Consider the following 14,836-nt stretch of genomic DNA (forward strand, 5'->3'; position numbering starts at 1 on the left):
CATCACGACAGCCCTTGGTTATGGATCTTCTTCCCTCGACAAGAAGAATGATCACCCAAGGGCTGTCTTGCTGAGAAATCTGGCGCGGTCTCACCAGCCACCAAGGTTAAAGATCAAGCTAGAAGATCACTGAAGATGTTGGGCCCTGGTCGTGTTGTGGGCGAGGGGTCAGACTCGTCGATATGCAGGGCAAGTGGAGCGGGGAACTGGTCGGTCCGGATGTGTGGCAGACCTGCCGTGAGCTGATCCCGGCGGGCAGCGTGTTCGCGTTCTTGGCCGAGCATCGCCAGGTGGTGTTTCCCGGTGCGATGTTCGCAGACATGTATCCGTCAGCGAACGGGCGGCCGAGTATGCCCCCGCAGGTGCTGGCGGCCGCGATGGTGTTGCAAACGCTGTATGGGTTGTCGGACTTCGACACCGTCCAGGAATTGCGCTGTGACCTGCGCTGGAAGGCGGCCTGTGGGCTGGGATTGCTGGATACGGCCTTCGATGCGTCGTTGCTGACCTACTTCCGGCGCCGGTTAGCCCGCTCGAGCCAGCCGAACCGGATCTTTGAGGCGGTCCGCGAGGTGGTGACCGCGACCGGCGCGCTGAAGGGCAAGCAACGGCGGGCGCTGGATTCCACGGTGCTGGACGACGCGGTGGCCACCCAGGACACCGTCACCCAGTTGATCGCCGCCATCCGCCGGGTGATCCGCCAAGTGCCTGGTGCCGCGCAGGTCGCAGCGGCTTGCTGCACCGCCCATGACTACGCCGATCCGGGCAAGCCACGCATCGCCTGGAACGACGAGCAGGCCCGGGCAGCTCTGGTGGATGCGCTGGTCGGTGATGCCATCCGATTGCTGGCGGACCTGCCCGAGCAGGCTCTGGACGACAAGGCGGCGAACGCGGTAGGTATCTTGGCCCTGGTCGCCGGCCAGGACGTGGAACCGGCTGAAGACTCCGACGGCCGTGACGGGCGCTGGCGCATCGCTCAGCGCACCGCCCCCGATCGGATGATCTCCACCGTCGATCCCGAGTCCCGGCATGTGCACAAGACCCGCACCCATCGCCAGGACGGCTTCAAAGCCCATCTCGCCATCAAGCCCCAGACCGGCCTGTTCACCGCGGTCGCGTTGCGGCCCGGCTGCGGCGCCGCCCATCACGAAGGGGCCCTGGCCGGCGAACTACTGGCCCAGGAGAGCGCTCCGGTATAGGTCTTCGCTGACGCGGCCTATTCCGGCGGCGCCTGCCGACAGGCCCTGACCCTGGCCGGCCATCGGGTGGTGATCAAACCCGCGCCACTGCGTCCGGCAGTCCCCGGCGGTTTCGACCTGGACGACTTCACCATTGACACCGTCGCGGGCACCGTCACCTGCCCAGCCGGACACACCACCTCCTTGTCCGGCAACACCGACAAGAAACGCGCTGTCTTCGGCAAGATCTGCGACGGCTGCCCACTGCGGCACCGGTGCACCACCGCCAAGAACGGCCGCATCGTCCAAATCCGCCCCCAGCATGACCTGCAGGCCGCCGCCCGCCGCCAAGCCGCCACCGATCCGGACTGGCAGGCCGACTACCGCCGCTGGCGACCACCGGTCGAACGCGCCGTCGCTTGGATCGTCAGCCGCGGCAACCGGCGATTACGCTACATCGGCACCATCAAGAACAACGCGTGGCTCCACATCCGCGCCGCCGCCCTCAACCTCCGAACCCTGGTCAACCTCGGACTTACCCGGACCGGCGGCACTTGGACACTCGCCCCCAGCCCGGCCTAGGCAACCTGGAGTCGATCCACCTCACACATGCAGCGGCCTACCCAAGATCTTCAGTGATCTTCTAGCGGAGGCCACCGGCCTGGCCGACGCGATCAGCGCGACCGGGCCGAAAAGGGTGCCTGAGGCACCCGCGCTCGCAGCAAGCCTCTGGCCTGGGGTCCCCGGCGTCGCGCCGGCGAGCGCCGGGAAGGTCTTTGAGCTGCCCTAGATGGCTACGCCCAGCTCGCGCAACACGGCGCCAGGCAGGCGCAGGGTGCCGGCGTCGAGGTTGCTCAGGTCACGCACCGCGAGAGCATCCTCAGCGCCGTCGGTGGGCGCATACGCCACGGTGGTGCCCTCGACTTCGGCGAACAGCGGCTCGGCCAGCCGATGGGGCATACAGGTCAATCTGTCACACCGAGACGGACTGGGCCACCCCGCGCGACGAGGGGCGGCCGGTCCTCGATTCACGCGGCGCACCCCCGTTCTCGGTCATAGATTCCTTGCTGGGCCTGACTGTTGGTGAATGTGTTACTGAGCTTCCTGCACCGTGCGCAGGATACGGTCAGCGCATGGGGGGCAGCATTGCTCGTGAACGCATACCGGTGTGCTCCATCTGGGTGCCGGCGATGACACCGGCCGAGAGCGCAGGGCGACGCATGGACGAGGTGCGGGCAACGGCCGCTTTCCGGCGCTGGCTCACAGCCCAGGGCTGGATTGTCGAGCCGGCCGGCCGCGGCAGTGCCGACGTGGTCGCCTCTCGCGGAACCCAGCAGCTGATCGGCGAGGTCAAGGGCCACACCGGTGATCCAGGCACCGACCTGGACACCGCCTACGGCCAACTCTTGCGCCGCATGAGCCATGGCGGCCCGGAGATCCGCTACGCATTGATAGTGCCCATCTCAATCTGCCGACACACTGAACGCGTCCCCGCCTCCATCCGGCAGATCATGAGGTGAGCATCGACCTGTACGTCGTGGACGACAACGGCCAGGTCGCACACATCGCCTGATGCCACCCGGCTGAGGCCCCGCCGAGGGCGTCCCTGAGCACGGCGCGGGCGAGGCGGCGGCAATCCACAGCGGTGCCGTCCAGATTGCGCACAAGATCGTGCGGGGCGGCACGTGCCAGCCTCCCGCCCGCGCCGAAGCGGCCGAGGCGGTACCGGCCTGACTTGCGGGAGCCGAAAGTCGCTCCCCCCGGGCCTCGGCTCCCGCAACCTGTCGCCGAGAACCCGCACCAGGCGACGGATAGCGGCCAGCACGGCAAAGATCGGCTATCCCGGCGCGGAACAGCCGGGACGGCGCCGTGTTCTCCACGGCGATGCCGGGCAGCTTGGCATCTGCCGTCGCCGCCGTTAGGAGGAGCCTGCCGTCCTGACGCAGCGGCGGGTGAAATCGCGAACGCCCCGGTATGTTTCTGTTATTCCCATCCGTCCCCTCCGTCACTCTCACAAAAGCCTCCACACCGGAGGCAACGGCAGTAAGGCAGCAATGATCGACAAGAGTTGTGCAAACTCCTCCGCCCGCCATCTGGCTCTTACCGCGCTGGCGACGGCGGTGGCCGTCTGTGGCACCCCGGGGCCGACGGCATCCGCCGCCGTGCGCACCGCCATCCCGGCGGCGCTGCACGGCGGCACGGGCCTGCCCGATCCGGGAACCGACCCCGTCTTCTCCTCCGATGGGGAGCTGAGCAGGAAGGAGACCTATACCTACCGGCCGTCCAAACCGGGCGACCACGCCTTGCCGTCCGGCACGTTCCTGCTGTCCTACGACGTGTCCCAAGCCTCGCGGCACCCCTTGAAGGCGCAGCTCGTCAAGGCCCGAGCGGAGCTCGCCCGCAGCACCGGCATCGCGCTCTACCTCACCGGCGGAACCGCGCTCAACGACGCCGACCTGAGGGCGGTGCAGACGGCCGGGAACGCCGAGAGCGCGGGCGGGCTCGGGCTGACCAATTTGAACCGATTGCACATCTACAACCTGCGATCCCTCCAGGGCGGCACGGAGTGCACACCGGACTCCGGACTGGCGTGCGCCGGGCAGATCGCACGCGGCGGGCGCTCTCCGTACCTGTGGCACAACGGGTGGTGGGGGTCGTGGGTCAGGCACCTGGTGCTGGACGATCTGCAGGACGTCAAGCCCGGCTCCTTCAGCAACCACAACTTCGCCTCGGTCAGCTTGAAGGCGGCCCGCACCGTCGGGGCGATGGCGTTCGGACACGGGCCGTACGCCAAGCTGAGCGTGCTCTATCTGCCCAGCGTCACGGAGATCGGTGCGAACGCGTTCCGCCGCAACCAGTACCTGACGAAGGTCAATCTCCCGCGGGTGCGCACCATCGACGACTTCGCGTTCGACGACGCTTCCCGCCTGCGCTACTTCAACGCCCCCGAACTGGAGTCGATCGGCCGGAACGGACTGAACGACAGCCACGTGTTGGAAGCGGTCAACCTGCCCAAGCTCCGCTACATGGGCATCAACTGCTTCGATCTCAACGGTGACGCCGCCGCCGGGACAGGCGTCAAGGTGCTGAGGCTGCCAAGCCTGCAGACGCTGGACAAGAACGCCATCGTCCACCTCGCCTCCCTCAAGGAGCTGTACGCGCCCGCGCTGACGACCGCCTGGCATGACTCGATCTCCGGCAACGCGAGCCTCGAATCGGTCTACGCACCGAGCCTGAGCAAGCTCGGTCCGCGCGTCTTCGCGCAGACTCCCCGCCTGCGAGCGCTGTACCTCGGCCAGAAGCCGCCCGCCCAGGACGCCGCCGCGTTCACAGGAGCCGACCCGGCGAAGCTGACCATCTACTACACCGGCGACACGTCCGCCTGGGCGAGCTTCGTGCCGGCGGGCAATCCCACGATCAAGCTGGTCAAACGGAATCCGGACACGGCACCTTCCGCCACCCCGTCGGCCCGCCCTCAGCCGTCCCAGACTTCCACGCCGAATCCGCCGGCCACGGCATCCCCCTCGCCCACGTCAACCCCGGCGCCTACCGCACTGCCCACAGGCGTCACGCGGTCTTTCCGATCGCTCGGCACTCCTCCACTGTTCATCCAGGCGACCGGCGGCTTCGCCCGGCTAGCCGCCATCCGCGAGGACGACCCGGCCGCAGCCCGGCAGCGCGCCGGCTTGCGCATCGTGCCGGGCCTCGCCGATCCCAACGGATACTCATTCGTCGGCCCCGACGGCCGCTACCTACGCCACAAGAACTTCCGGCTGCGTTTCGACCTCAGGGATGGCAGTTCCTTGTTCAACAAGGACGCCACCTTCTACGCCCGTCCCGGCTCGACCGGCACATCGGTGACACTGGAGTCGTCCAACTACCCGAACCGGGTCGTCGTCCAGCGCAACCGTCAGCTATGGCTCCTTCCCCGGCAGGCGACCGCCGCCTTCCGCGCCGCAAGCTCCTTCCAGCCGCTCCTGCCTCTCCGCTGAACCTGTGACGGCTCGACGGGCAGCGTATGACCTGGGCGCGCTGCCCGTCAGCTGATCGGGAGGACGCTGCGCTCACGCCTCGACAAAGGCACACCTGCAACCGCCGCGGCACGGCCGAGGGATCGGCGGGAGGTGGTGACGCTGGGCGGAGCCGGGCGATTCCTGCGGACTGTCCACATCCCGCCACCGGGTTGTCCGCATGGCCGTAATCCGAGACCCATGACCACGATCGATCCAGGTCGTCCCGCGCCTGGATCACGAAGGCATACTGACTACCCACCGCGTTCATTCCCCGATTGTGATTGACCGTCTCGGGATGCGCCATCGGAAAGACGGTCTGCTCGTCACACCCTGACGCAGAGGCCGAAACCCCAGGTCAGAAGACACGCCGCTACCCACGCGGCCCGTATCCGGCGTATTCCGCGCCCCTGCCAGTGGTGCCCCAACAAGGACATCTTCTATCGCAAGGCCGGTGATCTGACCGGCGACGACCGTGAGCACGTCGAGGTCTCCGCGCTGGTCCTTCACCTGGTTCAGGCCGCGATCGTCTACCTGAACACCAGGATGGTGCAGATCGTCCTCGCCGAGCCGAAGTGGCGAAAGAAGCTCACCGACGCCGAGCGCTGAAGGCCAACCGTCGGCTGGTTTGCTCTGAGCGACGAATGATCTCAGGGGTGGCCTGCGTCGGGCGCGCCCACCCCTGTTGTGCTTACGGCCCGTTCTGAAGGCGCGCGACGGTGACTGGAGCATGCCGTGAGCGGCCGTCATGGTCTCGACGTCGAACAGGACTGGTGCGCCCGCTCGCGGCGACGCCGGGCATTGAGGAGGCCAGCGCGCCCGCGCCCTCTCGGCGGCCGGCCCGGTCCCGCGCATCGCGGGACCGGTCAGCTTCCCATACGTTTCAACTCTTCCAGCGCATAGCGGACAACCGTGCCCGTCTCCGGATCAATGGACACCTCTTGTGTAGTGTCGTTGATCAGGGGCAAGTAGCCGAAGGCTTCCGCGATCCGGTTCAGATAGGTGATCGCTTCCCGCACTTCCCCTGGCGCGGCATGTACCTCCTCGGCCAACTCCGGCAGGGAGAAGGCCCGCCCCGGCGCGCCATTCAGCACAGTGACGATCCCGCGCTGGAGCGGATCGCGTTTCTTGAGCGCCGCCCGCCGACTGCTCGCCTCCACCATCACCCGAGGCCGTTACCGAGGCGGCGACGGCAAGGACGGCTTCCGTGGCTGCATCGCGCTCGACGAGACCTTCCTGCCGCTGCTGGTCAACCCGGCCGCCGCCCACCGTGACCGCCGTGCTCAGCCCCAACATCCACCTGCTGTCGGCCCACCTGATCGTCCTGCCCTCCGGCACCCCGCGCACCATCCGCACCCCAAACGAGGCGGCCGGCACCGCGACATGTACGGCGTCACCGATGACCTCAGCCCCGCCCACACCCCCCGCATGGCCATCAAGGTCGCCCACTACCTCACCGACCTCACCCCCGACTGCGGGCTGACCATGTTCCTGCCCGGCAGCCACCACGCCACCCAGCCGCCCACCATCGACGCCGGCGCCATCGACCCGCCCGGCGCCATCACCCCCGACCTCGGCCCCTGCAACGTCGTCCTGTTCGAAAACCGCACCTTCCACGCCAGCGGCGTCAACACCTCCGGCCAGCCCCGCATCGCCTTCATGCTCCAGTACGGCTACCCCGGGCTGCAGCCCGTCGACGACCCCGCCCCCCACCTGCTGCACCGCGCCGACCTCGACCCGATCACCCGCCAACTGCTTGGTGCCCCCGACCGCAACCCCGACGGCTCCCTCGCCAAAGGCGCAGGAGCCGCCCCCTTGCGCCGGTGGTGGGCCACCACAACCGCCGCCTCCGCCGCACCTGCGTGAACATCGTCAGCTCTGGAGCACAGCCATCGCGGCCGTGCGGCACGCTAGGCGGGGCCGTGTGATTGCCCTGGTCAGCGACATGACTATCCCTTTCTCTCGTACTTGCTCTGCCCCCCAACGAGGAGCCGACCCGGCCGTCGCTGGAGCGGTTCTTCTTGCTGGACGACGGACGACGAGGACCGCAAGCTGATCGCGAAGCGGCGCGGGGACCACAGCCGGCTCGGTTTCGCCCTGAGGAGCACCTGGCGGAGCTGGTGCGGGGCCTGGACGCCGGGTGGAAGCAGCTCGCCGAACGCCTGGAAGAGGCGGGGCCGGCGGCGAAGGTTTCCATCGAGGTGCAGGACGACGGGCGGGTGAAGCTGAACGTCGACAGGCTCGGCGCGCTCGGCGAGCCGAACTCCCTGACCTGGCTGCGCAAGCGGGTCGAGAAGATGCTGCCGAAGATCGACCTGCCGGACCTGCCGTTCGAGGTGAACGCCTGGACCGGTTTCCTCGACGTCTTCGTGCACCTGGGCGACGGCACCACCCGTTTTGAAGGACCTGTCCACCTCGGGGGTCGCGCTGCTGGTGTTGGAGGCGTGCAACATCGGCCCGGCCACCGGTGGTCAACCCCGGCCCATGAGGCGCTGACCCGGGCACGGCTCGTGCACGTCGACCAGTACTACCTGCGGGCCGACACGATCGCCGCGGCGAACGCCGCCCAGGCCGAGGTGCCCGTCGTGAAGTTCTGGGGCGAAGGGATTCTCGCCTCGGTGGACGGGCTGCGGTTCGCCGTCCCCGTCCGTACGGTCAGCGCGGCGCCGTCGCCGAAGCATTACGGGTTCAAGCGGGGCATCACCTGGCTCGACGCCGTCAACGACCAGTCGCGGGCATCGGGCAGATGGTCGTCCCGGGCACTCCGCGCCACTCCCTGCACCTCCTGGACGCGTTGCTGAACCTGGACGGCGGGGTCAAGCCGGAGATGGTGGCGACCGACAACGCCGCGTACTCCGACATGCTGTTCGGCCTGTTCAAGGTTCTCGGCTACAACTTCAGCCCGCGGTTCCGCGACCTGGGCGACCAGTGGTTCTGGCGTGTCACCATGCCCGGCGTCGAGACGGGCACGTACGGCACGGTGGAGGATTTGGCCCGCAACCGGGTCAACTTGAACAAGGTGATCACCCACTGGCCGGACATGCTGAAGGTCGCCGGTCCCTGGTCACCAACCAGGTCCGCGCCTACGACCTGCTGCGCATGTTCGGACGCGAGAGGCGTCCGACTCCGCTGGGTGCGGCGTTCGCGAAGTACGGGCGGATCGCCAAGACCGAGCACCTGCTGCGCGTGGTCGACCCGGTCCTCAACGCCATCGTGCTCCGGACGACGAAGTCCATCGACGCCGCCGTCGAACAGCTCCGTGCCGAAGGCCACGACCTTCGGGAGGAGGACATCGCCCGTCTTTCTCCGCTCAAGCACCGCAACCTGAACCTGCTCGGCCGCTGCGGCTTCACCGCCTCGGCCCCCGCCGCCTGCGCCCGCTGCGCGACCCGGACGCGCCCGTGCTGGACGAGGACGGCGAAGGCGTGGACTGCACGCCCACATCGGGTGACGCGGGCATATCAGGTGCCGGGGTGCTCGGAAATCACCAGCGCCGGTAGGGGAGCTGATGCCGGGCTGCCTGGTATGTCTAACTAAGCCTTGATTGGTGCGGCCGACCTGGCGGCCTGCTCGATCTTCGCGCAGTAGGCTGCACGGGCTTCCTCGTCGATCTGCTCCTCGTATTCGGCGCGCAACCCGGTCCGGCCGTCGAGGCCCTCGCGCAGGATGTCGGCGTGCCCGGTATGCCGGATGGACTCGCCGAGGACATGGACCATGACGGCGAACAGGTTCGTGTCGGCATAAGGCTCCGGCCACCACGGCACGTGGCCGGGGGCGTCGATGGGAAGCTCGTTGATCGTCGCGTCCGAGTGTTCCCACGTGCGCCGGTAGAACCCGATGATCTGATCGCGGGTCTCGTCCTCGGTCGCCCACAGATCGCTGCCGTCGGAGTCCTGCCACCGGGGCAGCGGTTCCGGGGAAGGGCGGTCGAAGACCTCGCCGAAGTACCTGGCCTCGACGGTGGCCACGTGTTTGACCAGGCCGAGGAGGTTGGTCCCGGTCGCTGTCAAAGGTCGGCGGGCGTCGTATTCGGACAAGCTGTCGAGCTTCCAGAGCAGCGCCTTGCGGTCCCGCCGCAGTCTCCCGTGCAGGTGGTCTTTCGCGAATCCATCGATCATGCGGCATGAGCCTGCCATGGGCTGCTCGTGGTCTCAAGTTCCCGTACCTGGTCCGCGACGGCTGGCAGAGCCGGGGCCTGGCCATGGCCGCCGTTGTTCACGCTCACGGACGGCACTGCCTCGGGGCCAAGAGCGGGCGCCGTCGTCGGCCTCTGGCGGCCGCGAGGCGTAAGGCCGAACGGGGCGACGGGAAACGGGCAGGCTGGACACCCTCACCAGGGTTCAATCCTGCGACCGAGGATCGAACCCTGCCCGCATCTGATCCCGACATCCGTGGGGAGCGCACCTTTCATGGTCCTCGACTGGAAGGCCCTCCGTGCCGGCCCGGTGCACCTTGCGGGCGCCCGGGCCGTGTGCCTTCGGGTGAGGGAAGGAGGAGTTCGGCTTGGCCGCGGCGGGTGTGGAGGTCCCAGTAGTACTGGGCGAGGGTGACGGGGACGATGGCGTGCTTGGCGCTGTCTGCAACGCAACATCGAAGTCACCGTCCCGACGCCCAGGGTTTCCCGGGTTGCGTGCTAATGTGCTGCATCATTAGTACATAAGGAGCGGGCCATGGTCGGCTGGAGTCTGGTGATCGCGTTCTACGTGGCCATCGTGGGACTGCTGCTGTACCGGGCCTTCCGCCCTCAGCGCCGCCCCGAGGTGATCGAGTGGGCTGCCTGCCATGGCCTGCGCACCACCGACCTCGACTGGGACCAGGCCGGCCGTTACCTCCACCGCAGCCGGTGCCTGCGCACCGTCGGGTTCGTCATCCCTCTCCTCGGGGGAGGTACGACGAGCATCGTCTGGGCGCTGGTCTACACCCAGCCGTCCCCGCCCTTCCCGTTCGACCTGCTGGGCCAGCCATCCTGGCTGGTGGGGTACTTGCTCGGGGCGGTCCTGGCCGAGGCGACCTGGACCCGTCCACGCACCGAGAAGGCCGCTGCCCTCGTGCCCAGACGGGTGGCCGACTACATCGGGCGCCCGGCGCTGATCCTCATCCGCGTCGTTGGCCTGGCCACGATCGCCGTGGGCGTGATCGGGCACTGGTTCCTCGCTGGCCATATCGGCGCCGGGTTCGAGTTCGGACCCGCACCGGCGGTGACGGCGGCGGCCGTGCTGGTGACGATGGAGGCATCGCTCTGGTTCATCGTGCACCGGCGCCAGCCCGTGGGATCCGAGTCACAGATGATGCTCGACGACGCCCTGCGCTCTACCACGATCCACAGGATGGCCGGAGCCGGCCTCGGCATGATGTTCCTGTTCCTCGGATACGAGCTCTTCTCCATCGGGGGCGGCATCGAGGGTCAGGCCCTGCGGATCATCCTGCCGTGGGCCGGGATGGCGTGCGCGTTCGTGGGCGCCCCCCTGAGCTGGCGGCGCGTCGGGCATCCTCGCCTGTGGCTGGTCAGGCGCCATACGTCCAGCGAGGCGACACCGCGGACGGACATCGCCGGCTGGACGGCGACATGATCCTCCATCTCGACCCTGCCTCACCGCTCCCTCCGTACGAGCAGCTGCGGGCGCAGATCGCTACCATGGCCGCCACCGGCGTGCTGCCGCCGCTGACCCGCCTGCCCAGCATCCGGCAGCTCGCCCGAGACCTGGGCCTGGCCACGGCGACGGTCGCGCGCGCCTTCCGCGAGCTCGAGCGTGACGGCGTCATCGAGACCCGCGGGCGGCACGGCACCTACGTCTGCGAGGCTTCCGATTCCGCCCCCGCCGTGGACGCCGAGCAGCGCCTGGCCGAGGCGGCGCAGGCGTTCGCCGTCCAGGCGCGGCAGCTCGGCGTCGACGCCACCCGCGCGTTGCAGCAGGCCAAGCTGGCTCTGGAGACGGTCGCGGGCCGCTGAAGGATCCTTGACTCCGGCTTGCCTCCGCGTCGTGGTCGCCGGGTTGATTCCACCGGCGGGTTCTGGGATCCCACCTCTCGCGCTTGAAATCACCGGGTATTTCCCGATCAAAATCCTTGACGAGGCGCCATGCCCTCCTGCTCGGTGGCGGCCCAAGGAGCCTGGCGCGGCCCGCTCCGCCGTCCACGTTGCCCTGGCCGGCACCTGCGCGGACCGCAGGTGCCGCGAGAGGGCCGCCTGGTCGGCGAGGCACAGCCGGAAGCCAGGACCGAACCGCAATCGTGATCTCTCACTCCGCTACCTGGCGGCTGGGGACACGTTCGGGAGCGGAGGGCCACGTCGGCCGCGCCGGGTGGAACTCCGGTTGTCCGGCCGGCCGGTACACGTGCACGCCGACGCCCCTTGCGTCGGTGCAGGAGCTGATGACCTCGAGCGCGGCGGCGGGCCCATCGTCTGGGAACAGCCGCATGCCCTGCCCGAGAAGCACGGGAACGACCAGCAGCGTCAGTTCATCGACGAGGCCGGCGGCGAGCAGCGAGCGGATCAGGGTCGCGCTCCCGTGCACCTGGATCTCGCCCGATGACGATTCCTTCAGTTCCCTGATCGCCGCGGTCGCATCCCCGGACAGCAGCGTGACGGGTCCCCACGACGGTGAGAAACGACGGCCGCCGTGCCCGGGGCGAACCGCCGCCCGGCGGCCTCGACCGCCGGGCCCGAGCCATCGGTGGTCATCCGGCGGTTCGAGCTAGCCTGCCAGTTTGGCCAGCCAGCTCTCGATGTCCGCCGCGATGGCCAGGGGTTGGTCCTCCGGCGTGTGATGTCCGGCGACCTCCTCGTGTTCGACGATCTCCAGTGCGGCCACGTTCTTGGCGCACCAGGCGATGGTCTCCGCCGTCCACATCGTGCCGATGCCGGGACGGAAGCCGATCATCAGCTTCGGCACCTCGACGCTGGTCGCCAGCCACCGGTCGAACGCCTCGATCCTGGCCACGACGTCGGCCGGCTCCCCGCCCAGCGGCAACGAGCGCGCCCAGCGCAGCTGCGGCAGGCGGCTCTCCCTGGTCGGGTACGGCCGCGTGTAGGCGGCCATGTCCTCCTCGGTGAGCGGGGTGGTGACCGTGGTGGGCAGGCCCTGCCGGAGGAAGGCGTCCTCGTCGAGGATCATGGACTCGCCCACGCCCTCGGTCTTGATCGCCCGGAACAGGTCGCGACCGTCCTTGGGGAGCTCGTCCCAGCGCATCGGCTTGACGATGGCCTCGGTGAAGGCGATCCCGCGGACCCGTTCCGGATGGCGGGAGGCCCAGTCGAAGGCCAGCGCGCCGCCCCAGTCGTGGCCGACGAGTACCACGTCGTCGAGGTCGAGGGCGTCGAACCAGGCGTCCAGGTAGCGGGCGTGGTCGGCGAAGGTGTAGTCGATGGCGGGCTTGCCCGACTCGCCCATGCCGATCAGGTCGGGAGCCAGGAGACGCCCGGGCCCGACGGCGGGCATGACGTTGCGCCACAGGTAGGAGGAGGTGGGGTTGCCGTGCAGGAAGACGATCGGCGCGCCGGCGCCGAGCTCCCGGTAGTGCATGGCGGAGTCGAGCACGTTCTGGAAGGGCATGTCGGATCCGTTCAGGTGTTGAGTGTCATGGTGCGGTCCACCGCGATCTCGATCACGACCCGGCCGGGCGGCGCGGGCGGCGGCGAACCGTAGCGTCGGTAGTAGCGCCGGGCGGCCTCGGCCACCCGGCGCGGATCGTCGGACACCGTTGCGGCGCCCTCGAGGGTGACCCAGCGGAACCCGTCGACCTGGCAGAGCGCGGCGCGGCCGCCCCGTACCAGGTTGCGGGCCTTGCGCGAGGCGGCGACGGTCAGCACGCGGGCCGTTCCGGCGTCGCCGTCCCAGGTGAAGCGCACCGCCACCACGTGCGGAGACCCGTCGGGCCGCAGGGTCGTCAGCGTGGCCACGCGAGGTTCGGCCAAGAAGGACTCCGAGCCGGTCATGGCGTGAACTCCGTCCGCTTGTTAGTGAGCTGACTGACTTACTAGCGGGACCATAGCGGCTGACGCCGGCATCTGTCCAGAGTTAGTCAGACGGCTGACTCTGGGCCGGCGCCGGCTCGGCTGAAACCTGCTCGGGAAAACAGCCGCCACGGAGTGGGCGAAGCGCGCTATTGTGCGGCGATGATCAAGGTTCGGGCATTACGGGTCGCGGTTGCGCTGGTGCTCGTCGGGGCCTGTGCCACGGGCGGCGGGGCCGTGCTCGGTACCCGCGTCGTCACCTGCAATTACATGTGGGGCGGCGGCATGTCGCTCGACTGCGGCGATGCCCGGACGGAGGCCGCGATGCGTGCCCGGATGCTCACCGGCGAGCAGGCACGCCAGGCGGGGTGCCCCGATCTGGTGGAGGCGGAGCCGGCGCCCTCGGACGAACCCGGCCGCACGTACTTCGTGAACATGGACCCGCCGTCCGAACCCCCTGTTCCGGCGAGGGCCACCGACCCGGCGGTGACCGCGCGCGTGAACGCCGCCTGGGACACGATCGAGCGCTGGCTGGCCGCCCATGCCTCCGCGACGCTGCGCAAGCTCTCCCTTCCGGCCACTCCCCGCGACGTCGACAGCTGGGAACGCTACTCCGGCATCAAAATTCCCGACGCGCTGTATGCGTCGCTGATGCGGCACGACGGCGCCGGCGGCAACTTCGGCGCGGGTTTCCAGCTGCCCCTCGACATCGGCCTGGCCACCTTGTCGAGCTACTCCAGTCTGCACAGCTACAACTGCATCGACCTGATCATGGCGGGGTCGCAGGAGGACGCCGACCCCGATGACGGGTTCTGGCACGGGAGCCTGCTGCCGTTCGCGTCCGACGGCGGGGGCGAGGAACTGTTCATCGACCCGCGAACGGGCCGGGTGGGCCAGAAGAGCGGCGGCCGGCGCATCCGCTACGACGGCCCGATGAGCTGGCCGTCGTACCTGGACCTGCTGGAAGGCGTGGCGGCCGCACTGGAGTCGGGCGGGCCGCTGCGCGAGTGGTATCCCACGGTCACCGCGGGCTGCGAGCTGCACTGGGCGGACAAGCCCGCCGCGTCGCCGCCAACGAACTGCGCGGGCGCCCCGCGCCCTTCGCCCACCCCCACCTCGGCACCCACCCCGACGCGGCACCGACGGTCGCCTTGACCGGAAAGCAACCCGGTGATCCCGCCGGAGCGTCGGGCCGCCGCGACCAGACACGCCTGCCTCACGGTGACGGTGAACCGCTCCGGGACGAGGGGGGGGCAGACATCGGCCGGCTCGCCGTCGACGGTGGCGAGCCGGCCTACGACACTGCCGTTCCCCGGCCCGTGGCCGAGGCCGATCGGGGGGCGGACCCTCAGCAGGGGGTCTCGAAGAACTCCGGATACGACCCGCGCCTGCCCACCCACGTCTCGTCCCCGACGCAGTTCTCGTACTTGATCCCCACCAGTGTGGTGCGGGAGGAGTCGCTGTAGTAGTACGTTTCGCAGTGGTAGTCGATCCTGCAGGCGCGGGCGTGGGCGGGCGAGCCCATGACGGTGAGGGTGCCGACGGCGAGCAGGACGGCTAACGATGCGCGGCGAATCATGAAGATCCTTCCTGAGGTGCGGAAGCGCTACTGCCCTCGATGATCGACTGCCGCAGCGAATTGATCAATAAGGTCAATACCAGTACTCAAAGGGTCAAAACCACTGTCAGAGCGCGGC

15 protein-coding genes and 2 pseudogenes are annotated in these 14,836 nt (G+C 68.8%); 10 read left to right on the forward strand and 7 right to left on the reverse strand.

Going from position 1 to position 14,836, the window contains the following annotated elements:
- Nucleotides 1-182 precede the first annotated feature (182 nt).
- Nucleotides 183-1,757, forward strand: a pseudogene (locus tag ACFKCF_RS31695) (IS1182 family transposase).
- 204 nt (nt 1,758-1,961) lie between these two features.
- Here ACFKCF_RS31695 and ACFKCF_RS31700 read toward each other — a convergent pair.
- Nucleotides 1,962-2,135 (reverse strand): hypothetical protein, encoded by a 174-nt coding sequence (locus ACFKCF_RS31700; protein WP_394498930.1) that lies wholly within the window; start codon nt 2,133-2,135, stop codon nt 1,962-1,964.
- Between the two features lie 173 nt (nt 2,136-2,308).
- Here ACFKCF_RS31700 and ACFKCF_RS31705 point away from each other — a divergent pair, with 173 nt between their 5' ends.
- The 3 genes from ACFKCF_RS31705 (at nt 2,309) to ACFKCF_RS31715 (ending at nt 5,794) form a co-directional block, all read left to right on the forward strand.
- Nucleotides 2,309-2,695: a hypothetical protein gene (locus ACFKCF_RS31705; RefSeq protein WP_394498931.1), complete on the forward strand. Its 387-nt coding sequence runs from the start codon at nt 2,309-2,311 to the stop codon at nt 2,693-2,695.
- 534 nt (nt 2,696-3,229) lie between these two features.
- The gene (locus tag ACFKCF_RS31710) at nt 3,230-5,167 is read left to right on the forward strand and encodes an AbfB domain-containing protein (protein WP_394498932.1); all 1,938 of its coding nucleotides are present in this window, start codon (nt 3,230-3,232) and stop codon (nt 5,165-5,167) included.
- Nucleotides 5,168-5,620: 453 nt separating this feature from the next.
- Nucleotides 5,621-5,794 carry a Tn3 family transposase gene (locus ACFKCF_RS31715; RefSeq protein ID WP_394499096.1) on the forward strand — a complete coding sequence of 58 codons (174 nt, stop codon included), beginning with the start codon at nt 5,621-5,623 and terminating at the stop codon, nt 5,792-5,794.
- A gap of 257 nt (nt 5,795-6,051) precedes the next feature.
- Here the strand turns inward: ACFKCF_RS31715 and ACFKCF_RS31720 are convergent, their stop codons facing one another.
- Complete coding sequence (locus ACFKCF_RS31720) at nt 6,052-6,348, reverse strand: hypothetical protein (RefSeq protein WP_394498933.1); 297 nt, start codon at nt 6,346-6,348, stop codon at nt 6,052-6,054.
- Here ACFKCF_RS31720 and ACFKCF_RS31725 point away from each other — a divergent pair.
- From ACFKCF_RS31725 to ACFKCF_RS31735, 3 genes and pseudogenes are all read left to right on the forward strand, one after another.
- The gene (locus tag ACFKCF_RS31725; RefSeq protein ID WP_394498934.1) at nt 6,314-7,051 is read left to right on the forward strand and encodes a phytanoyl-CoA dioxygenase family protein; all 738 of its coding nucleotides are present in this window, start codon (nt 6,314-6,316) and stop codon (nt 7,049-7,051) included. The two genes, ACFKCF_RS31720 and ACFKCF_RS31725, sit on opposite strands and share 35 nt — an antisense overlap.
- A 431-nt stretch (nt 7,052-7,482) precedes the next feature.
- Nucleotides 7,483-8,180 (forward strand): annotated as a pseudogene (locus ACFKCF_RS31730) (Tn3 family transposase); the annotation flags it as partial.
- Nucleotides 8,181-8,284: 104 nt separating this feature from the next.
- Entirely contained in the window at nt 8,285-8,722 is a 438-nt protein-coding gene (locus ACFKCF_RS31735) for a Tn3 family transposase (protein WP_394498935.1), read from the forward strand.
- Here ACFKCF_RS31735 and ACFKCF_RS31740 read toward each other — a convergent pair.
- Nucleotides 8,719-9,303 (reverse strand): DinB family protein, encoded by a 585-nt coding sequence (locus tag ACFKCF_RS31740; RefSeq protein ID WP_394498936.1) that lies wholly within the window; start codon nt 9,301-9,303, stop codon nt 8,719-8,721. The genes ACFKCF_RS31735 and ACFKCF_RS31740 overlap by 4 nt on opposite strands.
- A 552-nt stretch (nt 9,304-9,855) precedes the next feature.
- Here ACFKCF_RS31740 and ACFKCF_RS31745 point away from each other — a divergent pair.
- The gene (locus ACFKCF_RS31745) at nt 9,856-10,755 is read left to right on the forward strand and encodes a hypothetical protein (protein WP_394498937.1); all 900 of its coding nucleotides are present in this window, start codon (nt 9,856-9,858) and stop codon (nt 10,753-10,755) included.
- Nucleotides 10,752-11,135: a GntR family transcriptional regulator gene (locus tag ACFKCF_RS31750; protein WP_394498938.1), complete on the forward strand. Its 384-nt coding sequence runs from the start codon at nt 10,752-10,754 to the stop codon at nt 11,133-11,135. Before ACFKCF_RS31745 ends, ACFKCF_RS31750 begins: the two co-directional genes overlap by 4 nt.
- 289 nt (nt 11,136-11,424) lie before the next feature.
- On the opposite strand, the gene ACFKCF_RS31755 is transcribed toward ACFKCF_RS31750, so the two are convergent.
- From ACFKCF_RS31755 to ACFKCF_RS31765, 3 genes are all read right to left on the reverse strand, one after another.
- A complete protein-coding gene (locus ACFKCF_RS31755; protein WP_394499098.1) occupies nt 11,425-11,766 on the reverse strand; it encodes a dihydrofolate reductase family protein in 342 nt (113 codons plus the stop codon).
- Nucleotides 11,767-11,880: 114 nt separating this feature from the next.
- Complete coding sequence (locus ACFKCF_RS31760; protein ID WP_394498939.1) at nt 11,881-12,738, reverse strand: haloalkane dehalogenase; 858 nt, start codon at nt 12,736-12,738, stop codon at nt 11,881-11,883.
- 11 nt (nt 12,739-12,749) lie between these two features.
- A complete protein-coding gene (locus ACFKCF_RS31765) occupies nt 12,750-13,121 on the reverse strand; it encodes a pyridoxamine 5'-phosphate oxidase family protein (RefSeq protein WP_394498940.1) in 372 nt (123 codons plus the stop codon).
- A gap of 180 nt (nt 13,122-13,301) precedes the next feature.
- On the opposite strand from ACFKCF_RS31765, the gene ACFKCF_RS31770 reads away from it, so the two are divergent.
- Nucleotides 13,302-14,294 carry an SMI1/KNR4 family protein gene (locus tag ACFKCF_RS31770; protein ID WP_394498941.1) on the forward strand — a complete coding sequence of 331 codons (993 nt, stop codon included), beginning with the start codon at nt 13,302-13,304 and terminating at the stop codon, nt 14,292-14,294.
- A 193-nt stretch (nt 14,295-14,487) separates the two neighbouring features.
- Here the strand turns inward: ACFKCF_RS31770 and ACFKCF_RS31775 are convergent, their stop codons facing one another.
- Complete coding sequence (locus ACFKCF_RS31775) at nt 14,488-14,718, reverse strand: DUF6289 family protein (RefSeq protein WP_394498942.1); 231 nt, start codon at nt 14,716-14,718, stop codon at nt 14,488-14,490.
- Between the last annotated feature and the right edge of the window lie 118 nt (nt 14,719-14,836).

The organism is Nonomuraea sp. JJY05 (genome assembly GCF_043496855.1).
In the GTDB taxonomy this organism is placed as follows: domain Bacteria; phylum Actinomycetota; class Actinomycetes; order Streptosporangiales; family Streptosporangiaceae; genus Nonomuraea.

Bases quoted from the DNA above. Each gene is read 5' to 3' on its own strand.
- ACFKCF_RS31700 (WP_394498930.1), bottom strand. From the start codon at position 2,135: ATGCCCCATCGGCTGGCCGAGCCGCTGTTCGCCGAAGTCGAGGGCACC.
- ACFKCF_RS31705 (WP_394498931.1), top strand. From the start codon at position 2,309: ATGGGGGGCAGCATTGCTCGTGAACGCATACCGGTGTGCTCCATCTGG.
- ACFKCF_RS31710 (WP_394498932.1), top strand. From the start codon at position 3,230: ATGATCGACAAGAGTTGTGCAAACTCCTCCGCCCGCCATCTGGCTCTT.
- ACFKCF_RS31720 (WP_394498933.1), bottom strand. From the start codon at position 6,348: ATGGTGGAGGCGAGCAGTCGGCGGGCGGCGCTCAAGAAACGCGATCCG.
- ACFKCF_RS31735 (WP_394498935.1), top strand. From the start codon at position 8,285: ATGTTCGGACGCGAGAGGCGTCCGACTCCGCTGGGTGCGGCGTTCGCG.
- ACFKCF_RS31740 (WP_394498936.1), bottom strand. From the start codon at position 9,303: ATGATCGATGGATTCGCGAAAGACCACCTGCACGGGAGACTGCGGCGG.
- ACFKCF_RS31745 (WP_394498937.1), top strand. From the start codon at position 9,856: ATGGTCGGCTGGAGTCTGGTGATCGCGTTCTACGTGGCCATCGTGGGA.
- ACFKCF_RS31750 (WP_394498938.1), top strand. From the start codon at position 10,752: ATGATCCTCCATCTCGACCCTGCCTCACCGCTCCCTCCGTACGAGCAG.
- ACFKCF_RS31760 (WP_394498939.1), bottom strand. From the start codon at position 12,738: ATGCCCTTCCAGAACGTGCTCGACTCCGCCATGCACTACCGGGAGCTC.
- ACFKCF_RS31765 (WP_394498940.1), bottom strand. From the start codon at position 13,121: ATGACCGGCTCGGAGTCCTTCTTGGCCGAACCTCGCGTGGCCACGCTG.
- ACFKCF_RS31770 (WP_394498941.1), top strand. From the start codon at position 13,302: ATGATCAAGGTTCGGGCATTACGGGTCGCGGTTGCGCTGGTGCTCGTC.
- ACFKCF_RS31775 (WP_394498942.1), bottom strand. From the start codon at position 14,718: ATGATTCGCCGCGCATCGTTAGCCGTCCTGCTCGCCGTCGGCACCCTC.